Below are 19,241 nucleotides of genomic sequence, written 5' to 3'. Positions count from 1 at the left end.
TTGAGTACCTTTCGAGAATGGTTGCCGGATCAGTGGACATTGCGCGGTGAGTCGCCCCAATAAGGTGCGCGTAGCGCTTTCTTGTCGACCTTTCCGACCGCCGTCTGGGGAAGCGAGTCCACGACCACGATCTCCTTGGGCACGTACATCGAGCCTTTGACCTGCTTCACGAAGGACTGCAGGGCGGGGACGTCGATCGCCCGCCCGGCGCGCCCGACCACGAACGCGGTGACCCGCTCGCCCCACCTCTGGTCGGGCACGCCGATGACGGCCGCCGAGCCGACCGAAGGGTGCCTGGTCAGAGCGGTCTCGACCTCGCTCGCGTAGATGTTGAAGCCCCCGGAGATGATCATGTCCTTCTTGCGGTCGATGATGTACAGGAGACCTTCGTCGTCCTGGCGGGCCATGTCTCCCGTGTGCAGCCAGCCGTCCTTGAGCGCCGCCGCCGTCTCCTCGGGGAGGTTCCTGTAGCCGAGCATGACCCCGCGGTTCCGCATGGCGATCTCGCCCACCTCGCCCAGGGGAACGTCATGGCCGTCGTCGTCGATCAGCCTGATGCGGTTCCCGAGCACGGGACGGCCGCAGGAGGCGAGCCGTTCCAGGTTCGCGGTCTCGTGCGCGGCCTTGGGCAGGACCGTCCCGATGCCGGTCGACTCCGTCTGTCCGTATATCTGGGCGAAGACCGGGCCGATACGCTCGCAAGCCTCGGCCAGCCGCACCGGAGACATCGGCCCGGTGGCGTACCAGATCACCTCAAGACTGGACAGGTCTCTCGTCTCCGGACGCTCATGGTCCAGCAGCGCGTAGATCATCGTCGGGAGCCCGCTGACGCAGTTGATGCGCTCGGCCTCGACGATGTCGAGGAACCGGCCGGGGTCGAAGCCCTGCTCGATCACGACGGTGCCGCCACGGAGCAACGTGGGGATGACGCCGAGCCCGGCGGCGTGGGTGAGCGGGGCCGAGGCCAGGTACCGCGGCAGGCGCGGCTGCTCGAAGTCGGCCATGTGCGCGTAGACCATCTGCACCATCGACCGATGCGGCTGCATCACGCCCTTGGGCCTCCCGGTCGTCCCGCCGGTGTACTGCAGCCATGCGACGTCCGTCTCGGTGGCCGGACCGGCGTCGAGAGGCCGGGCCCCGTGGGACTCGCCCTCGGGCAGGCCGCCCGCGGCCGGGATCACCATCAGGTGCCTGAGCGAGCCGACCTCGGCGAGGACCTGGCGTCCGTGCTCCTCCAGGGCCGCGGTCACCACCAGCACCGCGGCCTCCGCGTCGTCGCAGACGACGATGTGGTCCTCGACCGAGGCCAGGGCCTGAAGGCCGGTGAAGCGCCCGCCCAGGAGGTACGTCGCGGCCTGGACGATCCACGACTCGGGCATGTTCGGGCTGAGCATCGTGACACCCGCTCCGAGCCCCACCCCGCGGCGGGCCAGCGCGGTCATGTACTGCGCGACGAGACCTCGGACCTGAGCGTAGGTCAGTCGCCGATCACCGGCGACGAAGGCCTCGGACGAGCCGTGCCGGGTGAGGGCCGCCATGATCAGGTCGCCCAGCGTCACTCCGGAGGAGGCCGTTGTGGCAGTTGCCGGAGCGGAAGGTCGCTGCACGTTGACGGGCTGAGACATGCCTCAACGATGCGTGTTGCCCGACGGGCGTGCCACCGATGTTCCGCCAGTGATTACCGGTTACCCGCCACGTCGCGGGCCGCGTGCGCCATGGAGCGGTAGCGGCCGGGGGTCTGGCCGACGAGGTCGGTGAACGCTTCGATGAAGCTGCTCGGGTTCGCCCAGCCCAGTCGTATCGCCGTGTCGGTGACCGAGGTGCCTTCGCAGAGTTCGATCAGTGCGCGCTGGACGCGCAGCAGCGTGCGCCACTGATGGAAGCTCATCGAGAGCTCGCCGCTGAAGAGACGGCTGAGGGTGCGTTCGCTGGAGCCGGTCCTGTGGCCCAGCTCCGCCAGTGTCGCCGGGCTGGCCGGGTCGGCGTGCAGCAGGTCGGTGACCGCCTTGAGGCGGGTGTCGGCCGGCTCGGGGAGGCGCAGTGCCTCCTGCGGGGCGCGGGCCAGCTCGGTGACGACGACCTGGAGCAGCAGCCGGGCGCGCGGGCCGTCGGCCGGGTCCTGGTCGGTGACCAGCGCCAGGTACGCCTCGCGCAGCAGCGCGCTGGCCGCGAACACCGAGGGCTCGGCCGGCAACCGCTCGGCCAGTGCCGCCGGAATATGGAGTAACCGGACATCGGTCGCGCCGTACGAGCGACCGCTGTGCACCTGGAAAGGGGGCATCCAGGTGATGCGGTTCGCGGGCGCCACCCATGTGCCGACCTGGGTAACGGTGACCAGTGCTCCGGAGGCGGCGTACCTGAGCTGGCCGAAGTCGTGGAAGTGCGGGGCGATGTCCGCGCCGTGGGGCAGGGGCTCGCAGACCGAGGAGTCGTCGGTCCAGAACACCGGCTCCTGGACAGGTCCGGTCATGGGCACCCACCCTAACCCCCGACTGTGGCGGGTTGTCGGAGAATCCTGGCGCGATACCGGTGGTACGCCCGCGTTGCGGGCCTTCATCGTTGAGATATGTCCCAGCGGAGAGTCATGCGAGCCATAACCCAGTACACGTTCGGCGGCCCAGAGGTCCTCACCATCGTGGAGGTGCCCGAGCCCCGGGCCCTTCCGACCGAAGTCCTCGTCCGGGTAAAGGCGATCGGGCTGAACCCCCTGGAACCGCGCCTGCGCGCCGGTGAGTTCCCGCTGCTCGGCCCGCCGCCCTTCGTCCTCGGCTGGGACATCAGCGGCGTGGTCGAGGCGGTGCCGCAGACGTGGCGGTTCAGGCCCGGCGACGAGGTGTTCGGGATGCCGCTGTTCCCGCGGGCGGCCGGCGCGTACGCCGAGGTCGTGGCGGCCCCGGCACTGCACCTGGTGCGCAAGCCGGCGTCACTTTCGCACGTCGAGGCGGCGGCGCTGCCGATCGTCGGGCTGACCGCGTGGCAGGGCCTCGTCGACCTCGCCGGGGTGACCGAGGGCGACCGCGTCCTGGTCCACGGCGGTGGCGGCGGGGTCGGCCACGTCGCGATCCAGATCGCGAAATCGCTCGGCGCGTACGTGATCACGACCGCTAGCGGGAGCAAGCGGGAGTTCGTCGAGGGGCTTGGCGCCGACGAGGTCGTCGACTACACGACGGCCGACTTCACCGAGGTGGTCGGCGACATCGATGTGGTGCTCGACACGCTCGGCGGCAGTACCGCCGAGCGCTCGCTCAAGGTGCTCCGCCCGGGAGGACATCTCGTGACGGCGGTCGCCGATGAGGACACCGAACTCGCCGCCAGGTTCGAGGCGGCCGGCATGCGCTTCAGCGGCGTCGCGGTCGATCCCGATCCGGTCGCCCTGCGCCGCCTCGTCGAACTCGTCGAACAGGGCAGGCTCCGGGTCCATGTCCAGGAGACCTTCCCGTTCGAGCGCATCGCCGACGCGCACCGGCTGATCGAGCGCGGTCACCTCCAGGGCAAGATCGTCCTTACTCTCTGAGCGGTACGACGATGACGGCGACTCCCGGCATGTCCTGCACTTTGCTGATCACATGGGTCTCGGCTGCGCCGGGCTCCATGACGACGGTGAACGACTCGGCCATGTCCGCCATCTTGAGTTTCTGAAAAAGGTCCAAGTCATTGGATTCCTTGTAGTCCTCGCGGACTTTGGCGTAAGCGGTGGCCCGGTCCTGGAAGGTGACGCTTTCGACCCCTGGTAGATCACGCAGGGTTCGGTAGAGGTCCGCCTTCTGTTGTTCGGTGATCGCCGTGCCGCCGCCCGCCGGTCCGGTCGTCGTTCCTCCGCACGAGCCGAGCGGGTCATCCTGCCTGCAGAGAGCGATACTGATTCCCGGCCCTTCTGAACTCATCAGGGCGTACTGGCGTAGGGCCGACGCACTGATACTGCCTGCCGGTGGCGGGGCGGCGTTGGGCGCCAGGACGTACGCGGCCACGATGCCGGCGAGCGCGACCGGTGCGGCGGCGGCCAGGAGTCGCAGCCGGAAGGACAGAGCGCGCCGGCGGGGGGTGGCGAAGACGCGGGCGAGGTCGGCGTCGCGGCGGCGCTGGTAGGCGTCCTCAGTGTCGGGGCGCAGGGAGGTGATCAGGCTGTTGAGGTCGTTCATGACTGCTCCAGGAACGTGGGCCGGGCGAGGTCGAGGGCATCGGTGAGGCGGCGCCGGGCGCGGTGCAGCCGTACGGTGAACGTGTGCGCCGAGCACCCCGCGATCCGCGCGGCCTGGGCCGGGGTGAGGCCGTACCAGCTCGCCAGGAGCAGGGCCTCGGCGTCGAGTTCGGACAGCTCCGCGAGTGCCGTCAGGGCCGTCTCCCGCTCGGCCACCTGCTCGGCCACGTCACCTGCGGGGGCGAGCTCGGCGAGCCGTGCGAGCAGGGTCTGCCTGCGTACGGTGGTGCGGCGCTGCGTACGTGCCAGATTGCGGGCCACGCCCAGCAGCCACGGCAGCGGCGGCTCGGGCAGGCGGTCGAGTTTCCGCCACGCGATCACGAACGTCTCGCTGGCGATGTCCTCGGCCGCCTCCTGGTCGGCACGCAGCAGCGCGTAGCCGAGCACGCTGCGGTAGTGCTCCTCGTACAGCGCGGTCAGTCGCGCTTGGGAATCATCCACGTCTGGTAATGACCTCAGCGGCCCCTCGATCACCGCTGCCGGTTGGAAATCATGACTAGTACCCGCTCTTCGCCAGGTCCCAGAACGATCTGTGGCGACTGGCGCCCGGCAGCCAGGGCGCGAGGAACCATGCCTCCCATTCACCGTCAGGGGTCTTGATGTGCGGGTTGAGGAGGAATTCGCCGTCGTCTCCGTAGCCGACCAGGAGGGTGTCGGGCACGTACTCCCCTCTCATGTGGATGCTGTCCTGCTCCGGCCCGTAGACGAAGTAGAGCTCGTCGGGCACCGCGTCGTCGGGTGACGACCATATGCCGGCGACGTCGGGCTCAAGGTCACGGAGCCAGCCGACCTTCGCGGCCGGTAGCAGGGTGTACCCGTGCCTCTCGTCGCCCCAGCCGTTGGCGAACAGGAGGAACTGCCGATAACTCGGCGGCAGCTCCATGCCCAGCCGGTCTTCGAGCCGGCGGACCTCCGGCTCGTCGGCCGGGGGGTGAAGGCCGTGAGGCAGATCCGGCGCGGGGGGCTCAGGCTCACGGGCGACCATGCCCTTCACGGAGAAGTGACCGGACCAGCCGTACTGGGTGCTCATGGCAGGCGACCGTATCCGTCAGGGCCGACATTCACATGAGGTCAGCAGTTGAAGGAGGTGGTGGTCTGGGGGCGGCCGGAGGTGGGGTCGAGGGGGATGGGGAAGGTGCGGCCGTCGGTGACGCGGATTTCGAGGGTGTTGGGGCCGGTCCATTTGACGGAGTCGAAGGCGTCCTCGGGGACGTCGTCGTTGAAGCAGCCGAGGTCCCATTCCCTGGTGAGCAGGCCGTTCTCGCGGCGGAGGCTGAGCCAGGTCACCATGTCCGGGCCGAGGCCCGCCATGGACTGCTGGAGGTGGATCCGGTACGGGCCCGGGCCCTTGATGTAGCCGGCATCCTCGGTGCCGCCGAAGGTCAGGAAGACCCATCCCACGAACAGCGCGGCCATCAGGCCGAGCCCCGCGAGGGCGCCGATCAGGACGCGTAGCCACATCCAGGGCAGTTCGACAGCGGCCGCCGCGAGCAGCACGCAGGCCAGCGCCCCGAGGGCGAACGGGTGCTCCAGGTATTGACTGACGAGCACGAGGTCGAAATCGTGGAAGTACATCACGGCGGCGAGGCCGGCCGTGCAGATGGAGGCGGCCAGTAACGCGAGTGAGCGGCGAGACATCGGCGGATCCCATCGTGAGGTGGCATCGAGAGCATGACAGCCACCGCCGTAGCGGGGCCGCCGGATGCACACGATCACGACGAAATCCGCACAACTACGAGCTGCGCGGGACGAGCAAGGCGAAGAGCCGGATCGCGACGTTGCCGTCCGGGAGCGGGGCGTCGGCGTGGGCGGCGATCGTTTCGCCGGTGGGCCACGGGGCGTTGTCCAGCAGGACCTCGTTGGTCTGCAGGAGGCCGTCGTGGTAGGCGACGAACAGGCGCAGGCCGTGGACTTTACGGGTCAGCGGCTCGGCGCGCAAGGCGTCGAGCAGGCGGTCGAGCAGCGGGGCGGCCGGGGGCACCTGCAAGTCGGTGAACAGGTTGATCTGGGGGCCCAGTACGACCTCGAACGGGCCGCCCGGGTGCTCGTACCGCTGCCGTTCGACCTGGCCGGGGGCCGCGCCGGGGCGGAGCAGGCCCTCGGCGATGGGGTGCAGTGCGCCCAGTTCGAACATGCGCACCGCGCGGCCGATCGCCTCGCGCCAGGTGGTGCCGTGCCCGGCGAAGCTCTCCACCAGCCAGGGCTGCGCCAGGGCCGGGTGCGAGACGGCGAAGTCGACCTGGGCCATCGCCAGGCCGTCCGGGGCGGGGTGGACGTACAGTTCGGCACTGACCCGCGTCTCACCGTCGAGCGGTACGCCGTGCGCCCGCAGAAGCTCGACGAACACCGCCCGCGGCGAGGGCACGCCGCCGTCGCCTTCCCCCACCGGTGACAGGTCGCCCGCCAGGCTGCTCTCGCCGAGCGTCAGGTCCGACAGCTCCGACCCGGCGTGCAGCGCGTTGTTGATCGCGTCGAACTCGGCGCCGCGCAGCGCGATCCGCTCGATCTCGGCACGTCCGGCCCGCTGCGCGCGGTCCAGGGCCGCCGTGAACACCGGTTCGGCCAGGAGTTTCACCCGCCCGCCGGGGGTGGTCAGCGTCTCCGGGTACAGGACGCCGGGCAGCAGCCGCCGGATGTACGCCATCGGCAGGAAGATCAGCAGCCGCTCGGCCAGCCAGGGCTCGACCCCGGCCCCGGTCAGCCGATTCCAGGTCTCCTCGTCACTCGGCGGCTCCTCGCCCGCGCACAGGGCGGCGATCCCCACTTCCACGGCGGCGGCGAAGTCCTCGGATTCGACCACGGCGCAAACCCTATCCAAGGCGGTCGTCCGGGAGCGTGGAAACCACGGGAACACGGCAAGTGTCAATCCAGGTTGACACTCACGCGGCCGTCAACGTAGGTTGACGCCATGGACATCGCCTCGATCGACGTCGGTGGACGCCGGATGTGCGCCCAGGTCCGCGGCCACGGTCCCAGCCTGGTACTCGACTGCGGCGGCGCGGGTCAGGGCCTCGGCGGGGCCTGGGGGACCGGCCTGGAAGACGATCTCGCCGCGCTGGCCACCCTGGTCACGTACGACCGGGCGGGCGCGGGCCGGTCCGACGGCCCCCAGTCGCGGACCGTCGCCGACATGACCGATGACCTGCATCGCCTGCTGCGCGGCCTGGGCCTGCCGCTGCCCGCCGTTTTCGCCGGATGGTCCTTCGGCGGGCTGGTCGTCCAGCATTACGCCCTGCGCCACCCCGACGACGTGGCCGGGCTGGTCTTCGTGGACCCCACGGCCGCCCGTACCCCGCCTGGCTCGGCGCTGGTGCGCACCCTGTCGTTCGCCTTCGTCTCACGCGCGCTGCGGCTGCGCGCCCTGCTGCCCACCGCGAGCTCCCGGTCGATCCGCGAACTCGCGGGCACCCTGGCGGCCCTGCCCCGCCACATGCGCGAGGTCGCCGACGCCTTCGAGCGGGGGACCCTGCCGCCCGTCCCGGTCCGTGTGATCACCGCGGGCAAGCGCCCCCGGATGCCGAAAGCGCAGCTCGCGCACCTGAACTCCTGCCACCAGGAACTCGCCGACGGCTCTCCCCACGGACGGCTCGTCGTCGCCGAACACGCCACCCACCAGATACCGCACGAGCAGCCCGAGATCATCCGCCAGGTGATCAGCGAGATCCTATGACTTCGCCGGGATGGCGCCGGGGGTGGTGAACAGGTGGGAGAGTTCGGTGCGGTTGTTGATGCCGAGTTTTTCGTAGCTGCGGTAGAGGTGGTTGCCGACCGTGCGGGAGGCGATGCCCAGGGCGGCGGCGATCTGGGCGTTGGTCTCGCCGCGGGCCGCGCGCAGGGCGATCTGGTACTCGCGGCGGGTGAGGGCCGTGGTGTGGCCGGAGTCCAGGGCGGGGGTGCGGGCGCCCTCGCAGAGGGACGTCCATTCGGCGGCCCGCCAGGCGCATCTGCGCGCGGAGTCTCTTTTGTCCGCCGCGAGGTGGGCCGCGCTCGCCTGGGAGGCCGCCTCGGCCGCGGTCAGGGTCGCGCCCAGCGCGGCGAACTCCGCGGCCACCCCCTCCAGCCCCGGCCCGTCGCCGGCGGCCAGGGCGGTGGCGTGGCGCAGGTACAGCGCGGGCAGCGGCCCATCCACCGCGCCCGCGGCGAGGGCGGTGAGGCGGGGGAGGGCGGACGCGGGGTCGCCCAGGCGTACCGCGTCGTGCAGGAAGGACAGCTCCCACGCGGGCGCGCCCATCCGCCTGGCGCGTTCGGCCGCGCGCAGGCCGATCGCCACCGCCTCCGGGATGTCGTGCTCGGCCGCCGCGATGGCCGCCGCCGCGGAGTCCATGGCGAAGGCGAACAGCGCGAAACCCTCGCCCGCGCGGGCCTCGGCCAGCAGCCGCCGCGCGTCGTCGAGACGGCCGAGCAGCACCAGCGAGTGGGCCAGTTCGGCCGCGCCGATGTGGGCCAGGGACAGGGCGTCGGCCTCGCGGAAGAGCCGCCGGGCGTCGCGCAGGTGGCGTACCGAGGCGGCGGCCCTGCCGGTGAGCCGGGCCGAACGCCCCAGGGCCAGGGCGGACACGCCCGTCGCGTATGTCCATGCGGTGGGGTTGGCGATCATGGCGTCGTGCCAGTTCCTGGCCGTGATCTCGGCCTCCTGGAACGCTCCCGCGAACTGCAGCGCGAAGATCGGCCCGAGCACCGGCGTGCCGCGCACCCAGGGGAAGACCGCCGAATGGGCGTCCATCCGGCCCATCGCCCGCCGCCCGGTCGCGCACGCCTCACGCGTGCGGCCGGTGAACGCCGCGACCAGCGCGTGGGTCAGCAGCCGTACGGTCTCGCCCGGCTCGCTGAGCACCGGCATGTCCGCGAGGTCGCGGGCCACCCCGGCCGCGGTGTCCAGCTCACCGCAGTACGCGAGCCAGCCCGCGTACACCGGCCCCAGGTCGTCGCGCCACGGGGAGGCCAGCATCGCCGGAGCGGCCCGCTTCATCAGCCGCAGGCCCTCCTCCACCCGGCCGAAGCCCCACAGCAGATTGAGGCTCCGCACGAAGTCGAGCCGGACGCGCACCTCGGCGCTCGCCCACGTGGGCGGGTCGGCGTAGAACTCCTCGGCGCGTTCCGGCTCGCCGCTGAACACCAGCAGGTCACCGAGCAGCGGCACGGCCTCCGGGCTCCCGGCGGCCACCGCCGCGGACAGCAGCCGCCGGGTCAGCGCGAGGTCGGAGCCCGCCCACGCCTGCCTGGCCGCCGCCACCAGGGACTCGGGCGTGGCGGGAGTGCCGCTCTCCAGCCGCCACAGCGCGATCCGCAGCGTGTCGCCGCGGCGGCGGGCGCTCTTGCCCGCGATCACGTCGGCCAGCTCGGCCTGCCGGGTGCGGGCGAGGGTCACCGGCAGCGTGGCGCGTACCAGGTCACCGTGCAGCGGATGGCCGAGCCCGGCCTGGAGCCGGTCGCCCTCGCGATCGACGCGGATCAGCCCGGTGCGTTCCAGGGCCTCGACCGCCGCGTTGGAGGTGAGGCCGGTCAGGACGTTCAGGCCGAGCGAACCGGCGAAGGCCAGGAGTTCGAGTGCGTGCCGCTGGTCGTCGTCCAGCCGCTCGATCCGGGCCCGGATCAGCTCGCGCAGCCGGGGCGAGGCCGTCCACGGGCCGCGCCACAGCCAGACGCCCTCCTCGGCGGCCAGCGCGCCCGCCTCGCGCCCGGACTCCACCAGCTCGCGCAGCAGCAGCGGGTTGCCCCGGGCCGCCGCCTGCAAGCGGACCAGCGTGGAGCGCTCCACCTGCCCGTCCAGGGCCGCCGCCAGCGCGGACTCCACCTCGGTGTCGGAGAGCGGGCGCAGGTCGACGCGGCGCAGCACGCGTTCTTTCCACAGCGCGGTCAGCGTGGCGGGGGCGGGCTCGCCGTCGCGCACGGTCACCGCCACGCGGGCGCCGCCGGAGCGGGCCAGATCGGCCAGCAGCAGCACCGACAGGTCGTCGAGCAGATGGGCGTCATCGACCCCGATCACGACGTCCCGGCCCGCGGCGGCGGCCCGCAGCGACTCGGCGGCCTCCTGCACCGGGTTCCATGCGGAGAACGGCTCGGCCCGGGGCGGCAGCACGCGTTGCAGGGCGTGGAAGGGGATCTTGTCGCCCGAGGAGGCGTACGCGACCGTGCGCAGCACCTTGACCGACCGGTCGCCCCTGGCCAGCCGGTTGAGCGCGTGGCGCATCAGCTCGCTCTTGCCGGTGCCCGCCGGACCGGCGAGCACGACCCCCGCGTACGCCTCCTCGGCCCGACCGCCGCCCGCGCCCCTCGGCCGGCGTAATGCCGCGACGATCGCGCTCATTTCGCTTTCGCGCCCCACGAACGGCCATCCTGCGTTCATGGCCAATAGTATGGCCCGGACGCCGCCGTTATGCGGACTTACGGCGTACCGTTTTCCCCGCCGCTGGCGGCCGCATTCTGCTTGCGCTTGACCCACCACAGCACGTACAGCCAGGTCGCCATGGAAATCGCGCCGAATATCAGGAACAAAAGGATCATCTTCCGGATCTCTTCGGCCGTCGGGGCTTTCTCGGTGGCGATCAGCGTGAGATAGACGAAGAAGAACGACGCCGGAGCGAAGACCGCCGCCCAGAGCGGCTTGCTCCACCGGAACAGGACGTAACCGTCCAGGAAGCGCATCGGCAGCAGCGCGAACATCACCGTGCTGAGCACCGTGAGCGTCATCGTGCTGAGCAGCAGGTCGGTGAACCGCGTGACCTGCTCCAGGCTGCCCGCCTCCATCGCGCGGTCACTGGGCATCCACATCGCCGACACGGTCGCCGCCACGGCCAGGGTGAGCACCGAGGTGAGCAGGATCGCCTGGCCCTTGGTCGCCGGTTCACCGGCCTCGGCCGGGCTCGGCGCGCCGGACGCCCGCCGTACGCTGAAGACCGCGACCAGGCCGTACACGTACTCGGGCTCGAAGCGGAACACCAGCGACAGCCCGGCGCACACCCCCGCTACGACCAGCGCCACCGGCAGCACGCGCATGAACGTGGTCTTGCGGTCCTTGAAGGACACCGCGTGCGGGATCCAGCCGTACGTGAGCGTGGTGATCAGGACGGCGGCGAAGAACGCCACGACGAGCGCCAGCATGTTGGTCGGGGAGAACTTTCCCTTTTCCCACATGTCGGAGTTGCCGAGAGTGAGCAGCACGGTGGCGGCGACGGTGAACAGCATGAACTTGATCGGCGGCGACAAACGGGTGGCACGAGGCGGACGCGATCTTTCCTCCAGCGCTTTGTTGAACACGTCGGAGGGGAATCCGAGCAGTGGCAGGAGGAAGAAGGGGGCGGTCACCAGCAATATCAGCAGTATCACTAGCGCGAGTGAGATGCCCGCCTTGACCGGGTCCCACTTCAGGTCACCCAGTGACCCGAAAGATGCCGGAATACTAAACCGTAGTGCGATTTGTGACTGTATTTCCAGAAATGCGGTTGCGGACACCTCCGCACTCGCCGCCAGCGCCACGGCGACCGCGCTGGAAGACCCCATTTCCCGCAGCGCGACGGTGGGCTCCGAGGTGGAGCAGGACAGCCGTACGGTGTGGCGGCCCGGCGCGGTCTCCCTCGGTACGGTGAACGCCGCCCGGATCGTGCCGCCCGCCACGCTCAGCCGCTCGGCCGCGAGCGCGCTCCCGTCGAGCGTCAGTCGCGTGCCCGTACACCCGGGCGGGAACCCACGGCCCTCCAGGCTCACCGGCCGCCCCTGCCCGGCGGCCGGCGGATCGAGGAGCAGAGCGGGCGTACCGGCATCGAGCAGGGGGTCCCGGCCCGGACCCGAGCCCTGGCTCTCCGCCGGTGTGGGCGAAGGTCCGGGCGGCGTGGTCGCCGGAGGTGGCGACGGCACCGTCGTGGGCTCTTCAGTGGGTTCCTCGGTCGGCTCTTCGGTCGTGGGCTCGTCGGTGGGGCGCGGCGAGGCAGGTCGTGGCGATGGGCTTTCCGGGCGCGGCGTGGGGGTCTCCTCGGGCTCGGTCACTGTCGGGGTGGCGACCGCGAGCGGTTCGATGCGCAGTTTCGCCCTGTCCTCCCGGGCGGGGCCCTTCGCACAGAAGACGTAGACGGCCATAGGGTTCGAGGACTGCGGGTCCGCGGCCTCCGGCACGGTCAGCGGCTCACTGAACTCGGACGAGCTCGCCTCGAAGAGCCCTTCCCACAGCGCCCTGGTCCCCTGGGTCATCATGACCCGGTAGTTGCCGCCCGGCCCCGGGGGCTTGCCGGTCCGGCAGTACAACCCACTGCCCAGCAGCGTGAACTGCTCGCCCGGCCGGGCGGATTTCGAGGAAAGATCGATCTGGAGCCGCTGGATCACCGTGAACGTCTGCTCCGGCGAGGTCTCCTCCGACACCGTGCAGTAGACGCTGACGTCGTGCTCTCCGGCGGCGGCGTCGGGGGGCACCTGGAACGTCGCCGCCAGTCCCTCGACACTCGTCGTGCCGCCGTAGATCGGGGTGCCGTCCCACAGCACCTTGAAGGGCCCGTCGTCGGCCTCTTCGTCGGTCGCGGTGGGACAGTGCAGGCCACCGTCGCTGATCTCCACACTGTCGCCCGCGTACCCCCACGTCGGCGACAGATCAGGCGGGGTGGGTGCCGGCTCAGGTCCGGCCGCCGCCCCTCCCATGACCAAAGCCCCGGCCGCGAACAGCCGTACGATCGCACTCAGCCCCATGTTCCCCCCCGCCACGACCCGAACGTCTCCGAGTGTGCGAGGGGCAGGGGCCGCCGTCCTGAGTCATCACCGACTCAAAAACGGGGCCTTAGTGGGTCCGGGCCGCGGTGTCCTTTTCCGACGGGTCCGCAGGGGCGTACGTCCGCCGGCCGTACACGAGGGTGACCAGCGCGACCACCACGCTTAGCCCCGCCGTGGTCAGCAGCCCCACCGTGAAGCTCGCGCCCGCCGCGATGAACCCCACCACGAGCGCGCCCAGGCCGGTGCCGACGTCGAAGCCGATGTTCCAGACCGCGCTGGCGGTGCCGCGGTCGCGGGTGGGCACCGCCGCGAACGCCGCGACCAGCGTGAGGTTCTGGAGGCCGCCGTAGGAGACGCCCGCGAGCGTCATGCCCGCGACGAGGACCGCGGCCCCCGCGCCGCCGTCCGCGACCGACCAGGCGCACAGCGCCAGGGCCACGGCGCACAGCAGCAGCGCCGGCGCGATGAACCGCTGCGGGCCGTACCGGTCGGCGAGGCCGCCGACCAGCCAGCGGGCCAGCGCGGCAGTGCCGGTGAGCCCGAGCAGGCCCAGCATCGCGGTGGTCGTGCCGTAGGGGAACTGCGGCGCGAAGGTCAGCAGCGCCCCGCCCGGAGTGGTGACGGCGAGCAGCCCGAGCGTCGGCACGATCAGGAAGAGCAGCACCCGCGCCCCGCCGCCCGCCTGGCCGTCGCCGTCGGACGCACCTCTGGCCATGCCGTCCAGGCGTCGCCCGAGGGCGGCGGCGAACGGCACGGCCAGCACCGGCACCGCGCCCGCGATGAACACCGTGCGGAAGTCGAACGTCTCGGCGATCCACGCCGCGCTCGGCACCAGCACGAACTGCGGCGCGGCGATGGACAGCCCGTACACCCCGATCGCGCGCCCCCGGCGGGAGGCGTCGACCAGTTCGGCCACCGCGCTCGCGCCGCACACGGTGAGCACGGCGAACCCCATGCCGCGTACGACGGACAGCGCCAGCACCCACGGCAACTGGTCGGTGAGGGTGAGCGCCAGGGCGGGCAGGCCCAGCAGCGGCATCCCGGTGACCATGACGACCCGCCAGCCCAGCCTGCGCAGCGCCCAGGGCACCATGGTCTGGGTCACCACGGTGGCGAGCATGAGCACGGCGTTCACCAGGCCCGCGCCCGCCTCGTCGGCGCCGCCTCGCGCGGCCCACAGCGGGGCGGCCGGCAGCAGGAGGCCGAAGCTGGCGAACCCGAGCGTCGACATGCTCAGCAACACCCGCATGCCGGGCACTCGCGTCACGGCACCCCTCGCAAGTCCGGTCGTATGCGACATTTCAGACATCATTCAGCCGATCCTGCCCGACTGTATCCCGGTCGCGTACGCGGGGTCACCCCCTGCGAGGTTATGCGCGGGCCACCTCGGGGGACGGCTTGCCGGACAGCTCGGCCAGGGCGCGTTCGCGGTCGAACGCGCGTTCCCAGACGCTGACCACGATGCTGGCCAGCATCTGGCCGCAGAGGCTGATCAGCCCGCGGGCCATCGACATGAACCGGTCCACGCCGAAGATCAGCATGATGCCCGCGACCGGGATCGTGCCCGTGGTGGACAGCGTGGCCGCCAGCAGCACGAACCCCGCGCCCGCGATGCCCGCGCCGCCCTTGGAGGTGATCAGGAAGACCGCCAGCAGGCCGAGCTGCTGCGCGAGCGAGAGCTGGATGTCGAACGCCTGCGCGATGTAGAGACCGGCGAAGCCCATGTAGAGGCAGACGCCGTCGGAGTTGAACGCGTACCCGGACGGCACCACCAGGCCGACGATCGGCTTGGGGCAGCCCAGCCGCTCCAGTTTGGCGATCAGTTGCGGCATCACGGCCTCGTAGTTGGCGGTGCCGAGGGTGATCAGCAGTTCGTCCTTGAAGTAGCGGTACAGGCGCAGCACCCGGATCCCGCACAGCCGGGCCACCACGCCCAGCACGACCAGGCAGAAGACCAGGCCGGTCAGCCAGAACAGGCCGACGAACGCGCCCAGGCTGCTCAGCGTGGCCGCCCCGAACCGGCCGGTGGTGTACGCCATCGCGCCGAACGCGCCGATCGGCGCGAGGTACATGACCAGCTTGACGATGCCGAAGACCACCTCGCCGACCCGCTCGATCGCCCGTGCCACCGGGGCCCCGCGCTCGCCCAGCATGGCCACGGCGATCGCGAACAGCACCGAGACCAGCAGGACCTGCAACACGTTCCCGTCCACGAACGCGCCGACCACGCTGGCGGGGATGATGTTGACGAGGAAGTCGTACCAGTGCTGCTCCTCGCCCTTGGTGACGTACTGCTCGGCCAGGCCGCTCACCTGGATCTCACCGGGCACCGCGTGCACCCCGTCGCCGGGGCGGACGACGTTCATCACCACCAGGCCGATGATCAGCGCGATGGTCGTGATGACCTCGAAGTAGACCAGGGCCTTGACGCCCACCCGCCCCATGCTGGTGAGCGCGCCGGCCGAGGCGATGCCGGTGACGACCGTGCAGAAGATGACCGGCCCGACCAGCATTCTGATCAGCGCGATGAACCCGTCGCCGAGCGGTTGCATGGCGGCTCCCACGTCGGGGGCCACCAGGCCGAGCACGGCGCCGAGCACGAGTGCGACCAGCACGGTCACGTAGAGCTTGGTGGTGAAAGCGGTCCTCAACATCACGCGCCTCGTTCGTCAGTCGCACAGATGTGCGTCAGTTAAACAGCGAGTGTGACGGACGCGCTACATCTGGTCAAGGGTCCGTGGTATGCGTCAGGACAGCCCGATGTCGTGCGAAATGGCCAGGGCGGTGTCCATGACCCGGGGGACGTACCGTTCGCGCAGTTCGTCCAGCGAGACCCGGCCCGCGTTGGCCGACACGTTGATCGCCGCGATCACGGCCCCGGTGCCGTCCCGTACGGGGGCCGCCGCCGAGCGGACGCCCTCCTCGCGCTCGCCGTCCACCAGCGCGAAGCCCTGCTCCCTGACCCGGTGCAGCTCCTTCTCCAGCTCGACCGGGTCGGTGATCGTGTGCGGGGTGAGCGCCTTCAGCTCCACGGCCGCGAGGTGGCGGTGCAGCGCGCTCTCGGGCAGCGCGGCCAGCAGCACGCGGCCCATCGACGTGCAGTACGCGGGCAGCCGGGACCCCACGCTGAGCACGATCGACATGCTGCGCTTGGCGGGCACCCGGGCGACGTACACGATCTCGTCGCCGTCCAGCGTGGCCGCCGAGCAGGACTCGCGCAGCTCGTCGGCCAGCGCCCGCATGTGCGGCTGGGCCCGTTCCCAGATCGGCAGCGACGACAGGTAGCCGTACCCGAGCCGGAGCACCCGTGGCGTGAGCCGGAACCGGCGGTCGTCCTGTTCGGCGAAACCGAGCTTCACGAAGGTGAGCAGGATGCGCCGGGCGGTGGCGCGGGACAGCTCGGTCAGCTCCGCCGCCTCGCTCAGGGTGAGCGTCGGGTGCTCCGCGGAGAACGCCTGCAGCACGCGGAACGCCTTCTCGACGGAGTCGATGACGTCTGGCTCCTGCCTTGACATATCGTGAACCTCGCAATCTAAACTACAGGCGCACAGATGTTCGCCAGTCGCACAACAGGAGTGCTCGACACCATTGTCCATGGGAGGCGCGGCTTGGTAGGTCTGCTCTTCGTGCTGTCGCAACCGCGCGACGGTGACGAAGCGGAGTTCCACGACTGGTACGACAACGAGCACGGCCCCGCTCGCATGGCCCTGCCCGGCGTCCACAGCGGGCACCGCTACCGCGCGATCGACGGCGTACGGCCGGGCTGGCTGGCGTGGTATGACCTCGATCTCGGCGTGCTGGACACCGACGCCTACCGTGAGCTGCGCGAACGGCGCAGCGCGCGGGAGAGCGCCGTCATGGGACGGCTCGCGGCCCTCGACCGCCGCGTCTACGAGCCGCTGGACGAGCACGGCAGCGGCGGCGGGCCGGTGCTGGTGGTCCGCTCGATGAGCGTACGGCCGGGCGGCGAGGCCGACTTCCACGCCTGGTACGCCGGGGAGCACCTGCCCGCGCTGCACGCGATCCCCGGCTGGGGGCGTACCCGCCGGTACGTCCTGCGGACCGGCGAAGCACCGCACTTCCTGACACTGCACGAGATCAGCGGAACGCAGCTGTTCGACACCGACGCCTACCGCACGGCCACCGCCACACCCTGGCGGGACCGGGTCATGGCCACGCTCACCACGAATGAACGTCGCCTCTTCACTCACCATCTCACGTTCGGGGGAACACCATGCCAGCCCGCGTCGAAGCCCTCCGGCCCGGCGAACTGACCGCCGAGCAGCGCGTTCTGTACGACCGGCTGCTCGCCAGCCCGCGGGCGAGCGCGCCCCGGCCCTTCCCGCTCGCCGACGAGGAGGGGCGGCTGCGCGGCCCGTTCAACGCCATGCTGCTCAACCCCGGCCTCGGGCACGCGCTGCAGGAGCTGGGCGGGGCCGTACGGTACGGCACCGGGCTCACCGCCCGCCAGCGGGAGATCGCCATCCTGGCCGTGGCCGCGCACGAGCGGTCCGCCTACGAGTGGGAGGTGCACAGCCACACCGCCCGCCTGGAGGGCCTGACCGAAACCGAACTCGCCGCACTGCGCGACGGCTCCACGCCCCCGTTCGCGGACCCCGCGGAAGGCGCCGTCCTGCTCGCCGCCAGGGAACTGCTCACCACCGGCGACCTGGGCGATGAGACCTTCGCCGCCGCCGTGGAGTCGCTGGGCGAGGCGGGCGTGTTCGGCCTGATCACGCTGGTCGGGTACTACGGCCTGCTGGCCGCCCAGCTCCGCGTGCTGCGCGCCGACGCCTGACCACAGAGCACTCTCGGTCCGTCCTCACGAGGGGCGGGCCGAGAGTTTTCCGTGCAGCACTTTGCATGGTCATACGTAAGGATGCATACTCTTTCCTATGTCCAAGGTTCTCACCTCCCTGCCCGTCGGCGAGCGCGTCGGTATCGCCTTCTCCGGCGGCCTCGACACGTCGGTCGCCGTCGCGTGGATGCGGGACAAGGGTGCGGTCCCGTGCACCTACACCGCCGATATCGGCCAGTACGACGAGCCCGACATCGATTCGGTGCCCGATCGCGCCAAGACCTACGGCGCGGAGATCGCACGGCTGATCGACTGCCGTTCCGCGCTGGTCGAGGAGGGCCTGGTCGCGCTCACCTGCGGGGCCTTCCACATCCGCTCGGCCGGGCGCGCCTACTTCAACACCACGCCGCTCGGGCGCGCCGTGACCGGCACGATGCTGGTCCGGGCGATGCTGGAGGACGGCGTACAGATCTGGGGCGACGGCTCGACGTTCAAGGGCAACGACATCGAGCGGTTCTACCGGTACGGCCTGCTGGCCAACCCGTACCTGCGCATCTACAAGCCGTGGCTCGACGCGCAGTTCGTCACCGAGCTGGGCGGGCGCAAGGAGATGTCGCAGTGGCTGCTCGCGCACGGCCTGCCGTACCGGGACAGCACCGAGAAGGCGTACTCCACCGACGCCAACATCTGGGGCGCCACCCACGAGGCCAAGACCTTGGAACAACTGGACACCGGCATCGAGTCGGTCAGCCCGATCATGGGCGTCCGGTTCTGGGACCCATCGGTCGAGATCGCCGCTGAAGACGTCACGATCGGCTTCGACCAGGGCCGCCCGGTGACGATCAACGGCAAGGAGTTCCCGGGCGCGGTCGAGCTGGTGATGGAGGCCAACGCGATCGGCGGGCGGCACGGCCTGGGCATGTCCGACCAGATCGAGAACCGGGTGATCGAGGCCAAGAGCCGGGGCGTGTACGAGGCCCCGGGGATGGCGCTGCTGCACATCGCCTACGAGCGGCTGGTCAACGCCATCCACAACGAGGACACCCTGGCCACCTACCACGCCGAGGGGCGGCGGCTGGGCCGGCTCATGTACGAGGGGCGCTGGCTGGAGCCGCAGGCGCTGATGCTGCGCGAGTCGTTGCAGCGCTGGGTCGGCCGGGCGGTCATCGGCGAGGTGACGCTGCGGCTGCGCCGCGGCGAGGACTACTCGATCCTGGACACCACGGGCCCGTCCTTCAGCTACCACCCGGACAAGCTGTCGATGGAGCGCACCGAGGACTCCGCGTTCGGTCCCGCCGACCGGATCGGCCAGCTCACCATGCGCAACCTGGACATCGCCGACTCGCGGGCCAAGCTGGAGCAGTACGCGGGGCTCGGCATGATCGGCACCAACCACCCGGCGCTGCTCGACGTCCCGAAGGCGGTGCCGACGGGGCTCATCGGCGAGATCCCCGAGGGCGGCGCGGAGGCCATCGCCTCGCGCGGCGAGGCCCCCGCCGAAGAGGTGCTGCTGGACCGCGCCGCGATGGAGGCGGGCACCGACTGACCCGC

At 70.9% G+C, this 19,241-nt stretch carries 17 protein-coding genes; 5 read left to right on the top strand and 12 right to left on the bottom strand.

All coding sequences use genetic code 11. From position 1 onward, the window contains the following. Positions 1-29 precede the first annotated feature (29 nt). Complete coding sequence (locus tag DP939_RS27855) at positions 30-1,625, bottom strand: AMP-binding protein (protein WP_113983749.1); 1,596 nt, start codon at positions 1,623-1,625, stop codon at positions 30-32. Between the two features lie 53 nt (positions 1,626-1,678). Then, positions 1,679-2,470 carry an AraC family transcriptional regulator gene (locus tag DP939_RS27850; RefSeq protein WP_113983748.1) on the bottom strand — a complete coding sequence of 264 codons (792 nt, stop codon included), beginning with the start codon at positions 2,468-2,470 and terminating at the stop codon, positions 1,679-1,681. Between the two features lie 114 nt (positions 2,471-2,584). Here DP939_RS27850 and DP939_RS27845 point away from each other — a divergent pair, with 114 nt between their 5' ends. Beyond that, complete coding sequence (locus DP939_RS27845; RefSeq protein WP_113983747.1) at positions 2,585-3,514, top strand: NADP-dependent oxidoreductase; 930 nt, start codon at positions 2,585-2,587, stop codon at positions 3,512-3,514. On the opposite strand, the gene DP939_RS45560 is transcribed toward DP939_RS27845, so the two are convergent. From DP939_RS45560 to DP939_RS27820, 5 genes are all read right to left on the bottom strand, one after another. After that, positions 3,504-4,139, bottom strand: a complete 636-nt coding sequence (locus tag DP939_RS45560; protein WP_147268171.1) for a permease-like cell division protein FtsX — start codon at positions 4,137-4,139, stop codon at positions 3,504-3,506. The genes DP939_RS27845 and DP939_RS45560 overlap by 11 nt on opposite strands. Further along, positions 4,136-4,639: an RNA polymerase sigma factor gene (locus DP939_RS27835; RefSeq protein ID WP_158578710.1), complete on the bottom strand. Its 504-nt coding sequence runs from the start codon at positions 4,637-4,639 to the stop codon at positions 4,136-4,138. Before DP939_RS27835 ends, DP939_RS45560 begins: the two co-directional genes overlap by 4 nt. A gap of 55 nt (positions 4,640-4,694) precedes the next feature. After that, complete coding sequence (locus DP939_RS27830) at positions 4,695-5,228, bottom strand: SMI1/KNR4 family protein (protein WP_113983744.1); 534 nt, start codon at positions 5,226-5,228, stop codon at positions 4,695-4,697. Between the two features lie 41 nt (positions 5,229-5,269). Beyond that, entirely contained in the window at positions 5,270-5,836 is a 567-nt protein-coding gene (locus DP939_RS27825) for a hypothetical protein (protein ID WP_113983743.1), read from the bottom strand. 94 nt (positions 5,837-5,930) lie between these two features. Then, positions 5,931-6,998 carry a DUF6348 family protein gene (locus tag DP939_RS27820; RefSeq protein ID WP_113983742.1) on the bottom strand — a complete coding sequence of 356 codons (1,068 nt, stop codon included), beginning with the start codon at positions 6,996-6,998 and terminating at the stop codon, positions 5,931-5,933. A gap of 108 nt (positions 6,999-7,106) precedes the next feature. On the opposite strand from DP939_RS27820, the gene DP939_RS27815 reads away from it, so the two are divergent. Further along, positions 7,107-7,868 carry an alpha/beta fold hydrolase gene (locus DP939_RS27815; RefSeq protein WP_113983741.1) on the top strand — a complete coding sequence of 254 codons (762 nt, stop codon included), beginning with the start codon at positions 7,107-7,109 and terminating at the stop codon, positions 7,866-7,868. Here DP939_RS27815 and DP939_RS27810 read toward each other — a convergent pair. The 5 genes from DP939_RS27810 to DP939_RS27790 all read right to left on the bottom strand — a co-directional run bounded on the left by DP939_RS27810 (position 7,863) and on the right by DP939_RS27790 (position 16,407). Then, entirely contained in the window at positions 7,863-10,544 is a 2,682-nt protein-coding gene (locus DP939_RS27810) for a helix-turn-helix transcriptional regulator (RefSeq protein WP_113983740.1), read from the bottom strand. The two genes, DP939_RS27815 and DP939_RS27810, sit on opposite strands and share 6 nt — an antisense overlap. A 38-nt stretch (positions 10,545-10,582) precedes the next feature. Beyond that, positions 10,583-12,871, bottom strand: coding sequence for an FGLLP motif-containing membrane protein (locus DP939_RS27805; RefSeq protein ID WP_147268170.1), 2,289 nt, complete (start codon positions 12,869-12,871; stop codon positions 10,583-10,585). Between the two features lie 88 nt (positions 12,872-12,959). Beyond that, the gene (locus DP939_RS27800) at positions 12,960-14,159 is read right to left on the bottom strand and encodes an MFS transporter (protein ID WP_199565451.1); all 1,200 of its coding nucleotides are present in this window, start codon (positions 14,157-14,159) and stop codon (positions 12,960-12,962) included. A gap of 103 nt (positions 14,160-14,262) precedes the next feature. Next, entirely contained in the window at positions 14,263-15,546 is a 1,284-nt protein-coding gene (dctA, locus tag DP939_RS27795) for a C4-dicarboxylate transporter DctA (RefSeq protein WP_113983737.1), read from the bottom strand. 93 nt (positions 15,547-15,639) lie between these two features. Further along, entirely contained in the window at positions 15,640-16,407 is a 768-nt protein-coding gene (locus tag DP939_RS27790) for an IclR family transcriptional regulator domain-containing protein (RefSeq protein WP_113983736.1), read from the bottom strand. Between the two features lie 93 nt (positions 16,408-16,500). On the opposite strand from DP939_RS27790, the gene DP939_RS27785 reads away from it, so the two are divergent. From DP939_RS27785 to argG, 3 genes are all read left to right on the top strand, one after another. Further along, positions 16,501-17,166: an EthD domain-containing protein gene (locus tag DP939_RS27785; RefSeq protein WP_113983735.1), complete on the top strand. Its 666-nt coding sequence runs from the start codon at positions 16,501-16,503 to the stop codon at positions 17,164-17,166. After that, positions 17,127-17,690: a carboxymuconolactone decarboxylase family protein gene (locus DP939_RS27780; RefSeq protein WP_113983734.1), complete on the top strand. Its 564-nt coding sequence runs from the start codon at positions 17,127-17,129 to the stop codon at positions 17,688-17,690. The genes DP939_RS27785 and DP939_RS27780 overlap by 40 nt, the downstream gene beginning before the upstream one ends. A 97-nt stretch (positions 17,691-17,787) precedes the next feature. Next, on the top strand, positions 17,788-19,236 hold the full coding sequence (argG, locus tag DP939_RS27775; protein ID WP_113983733.1) for an argininosuccinate synthase: 1,449 nt from the start codon (positions 17,788-17,790) through the stop codon (positions 19,234-19,236). Positions 19,237-19,241 lie beyond the last annotated feature (5 nt).

It is taken from the genome of Spongiactinospora rosea (genome assembly GCF_003315795.1).
Lineage (GTDB): Bacteria > Actinomycetota > Actinomycetes > Streptosporangiales > Streptosporangiaceae > Spongiactinospora > Spongiactinospora rosea.
The sequence above is the reverse complement of the archived record's forward strand: the minus strand, read 5'-3'. Positions and strand labels throughout refer to the sequence as shown.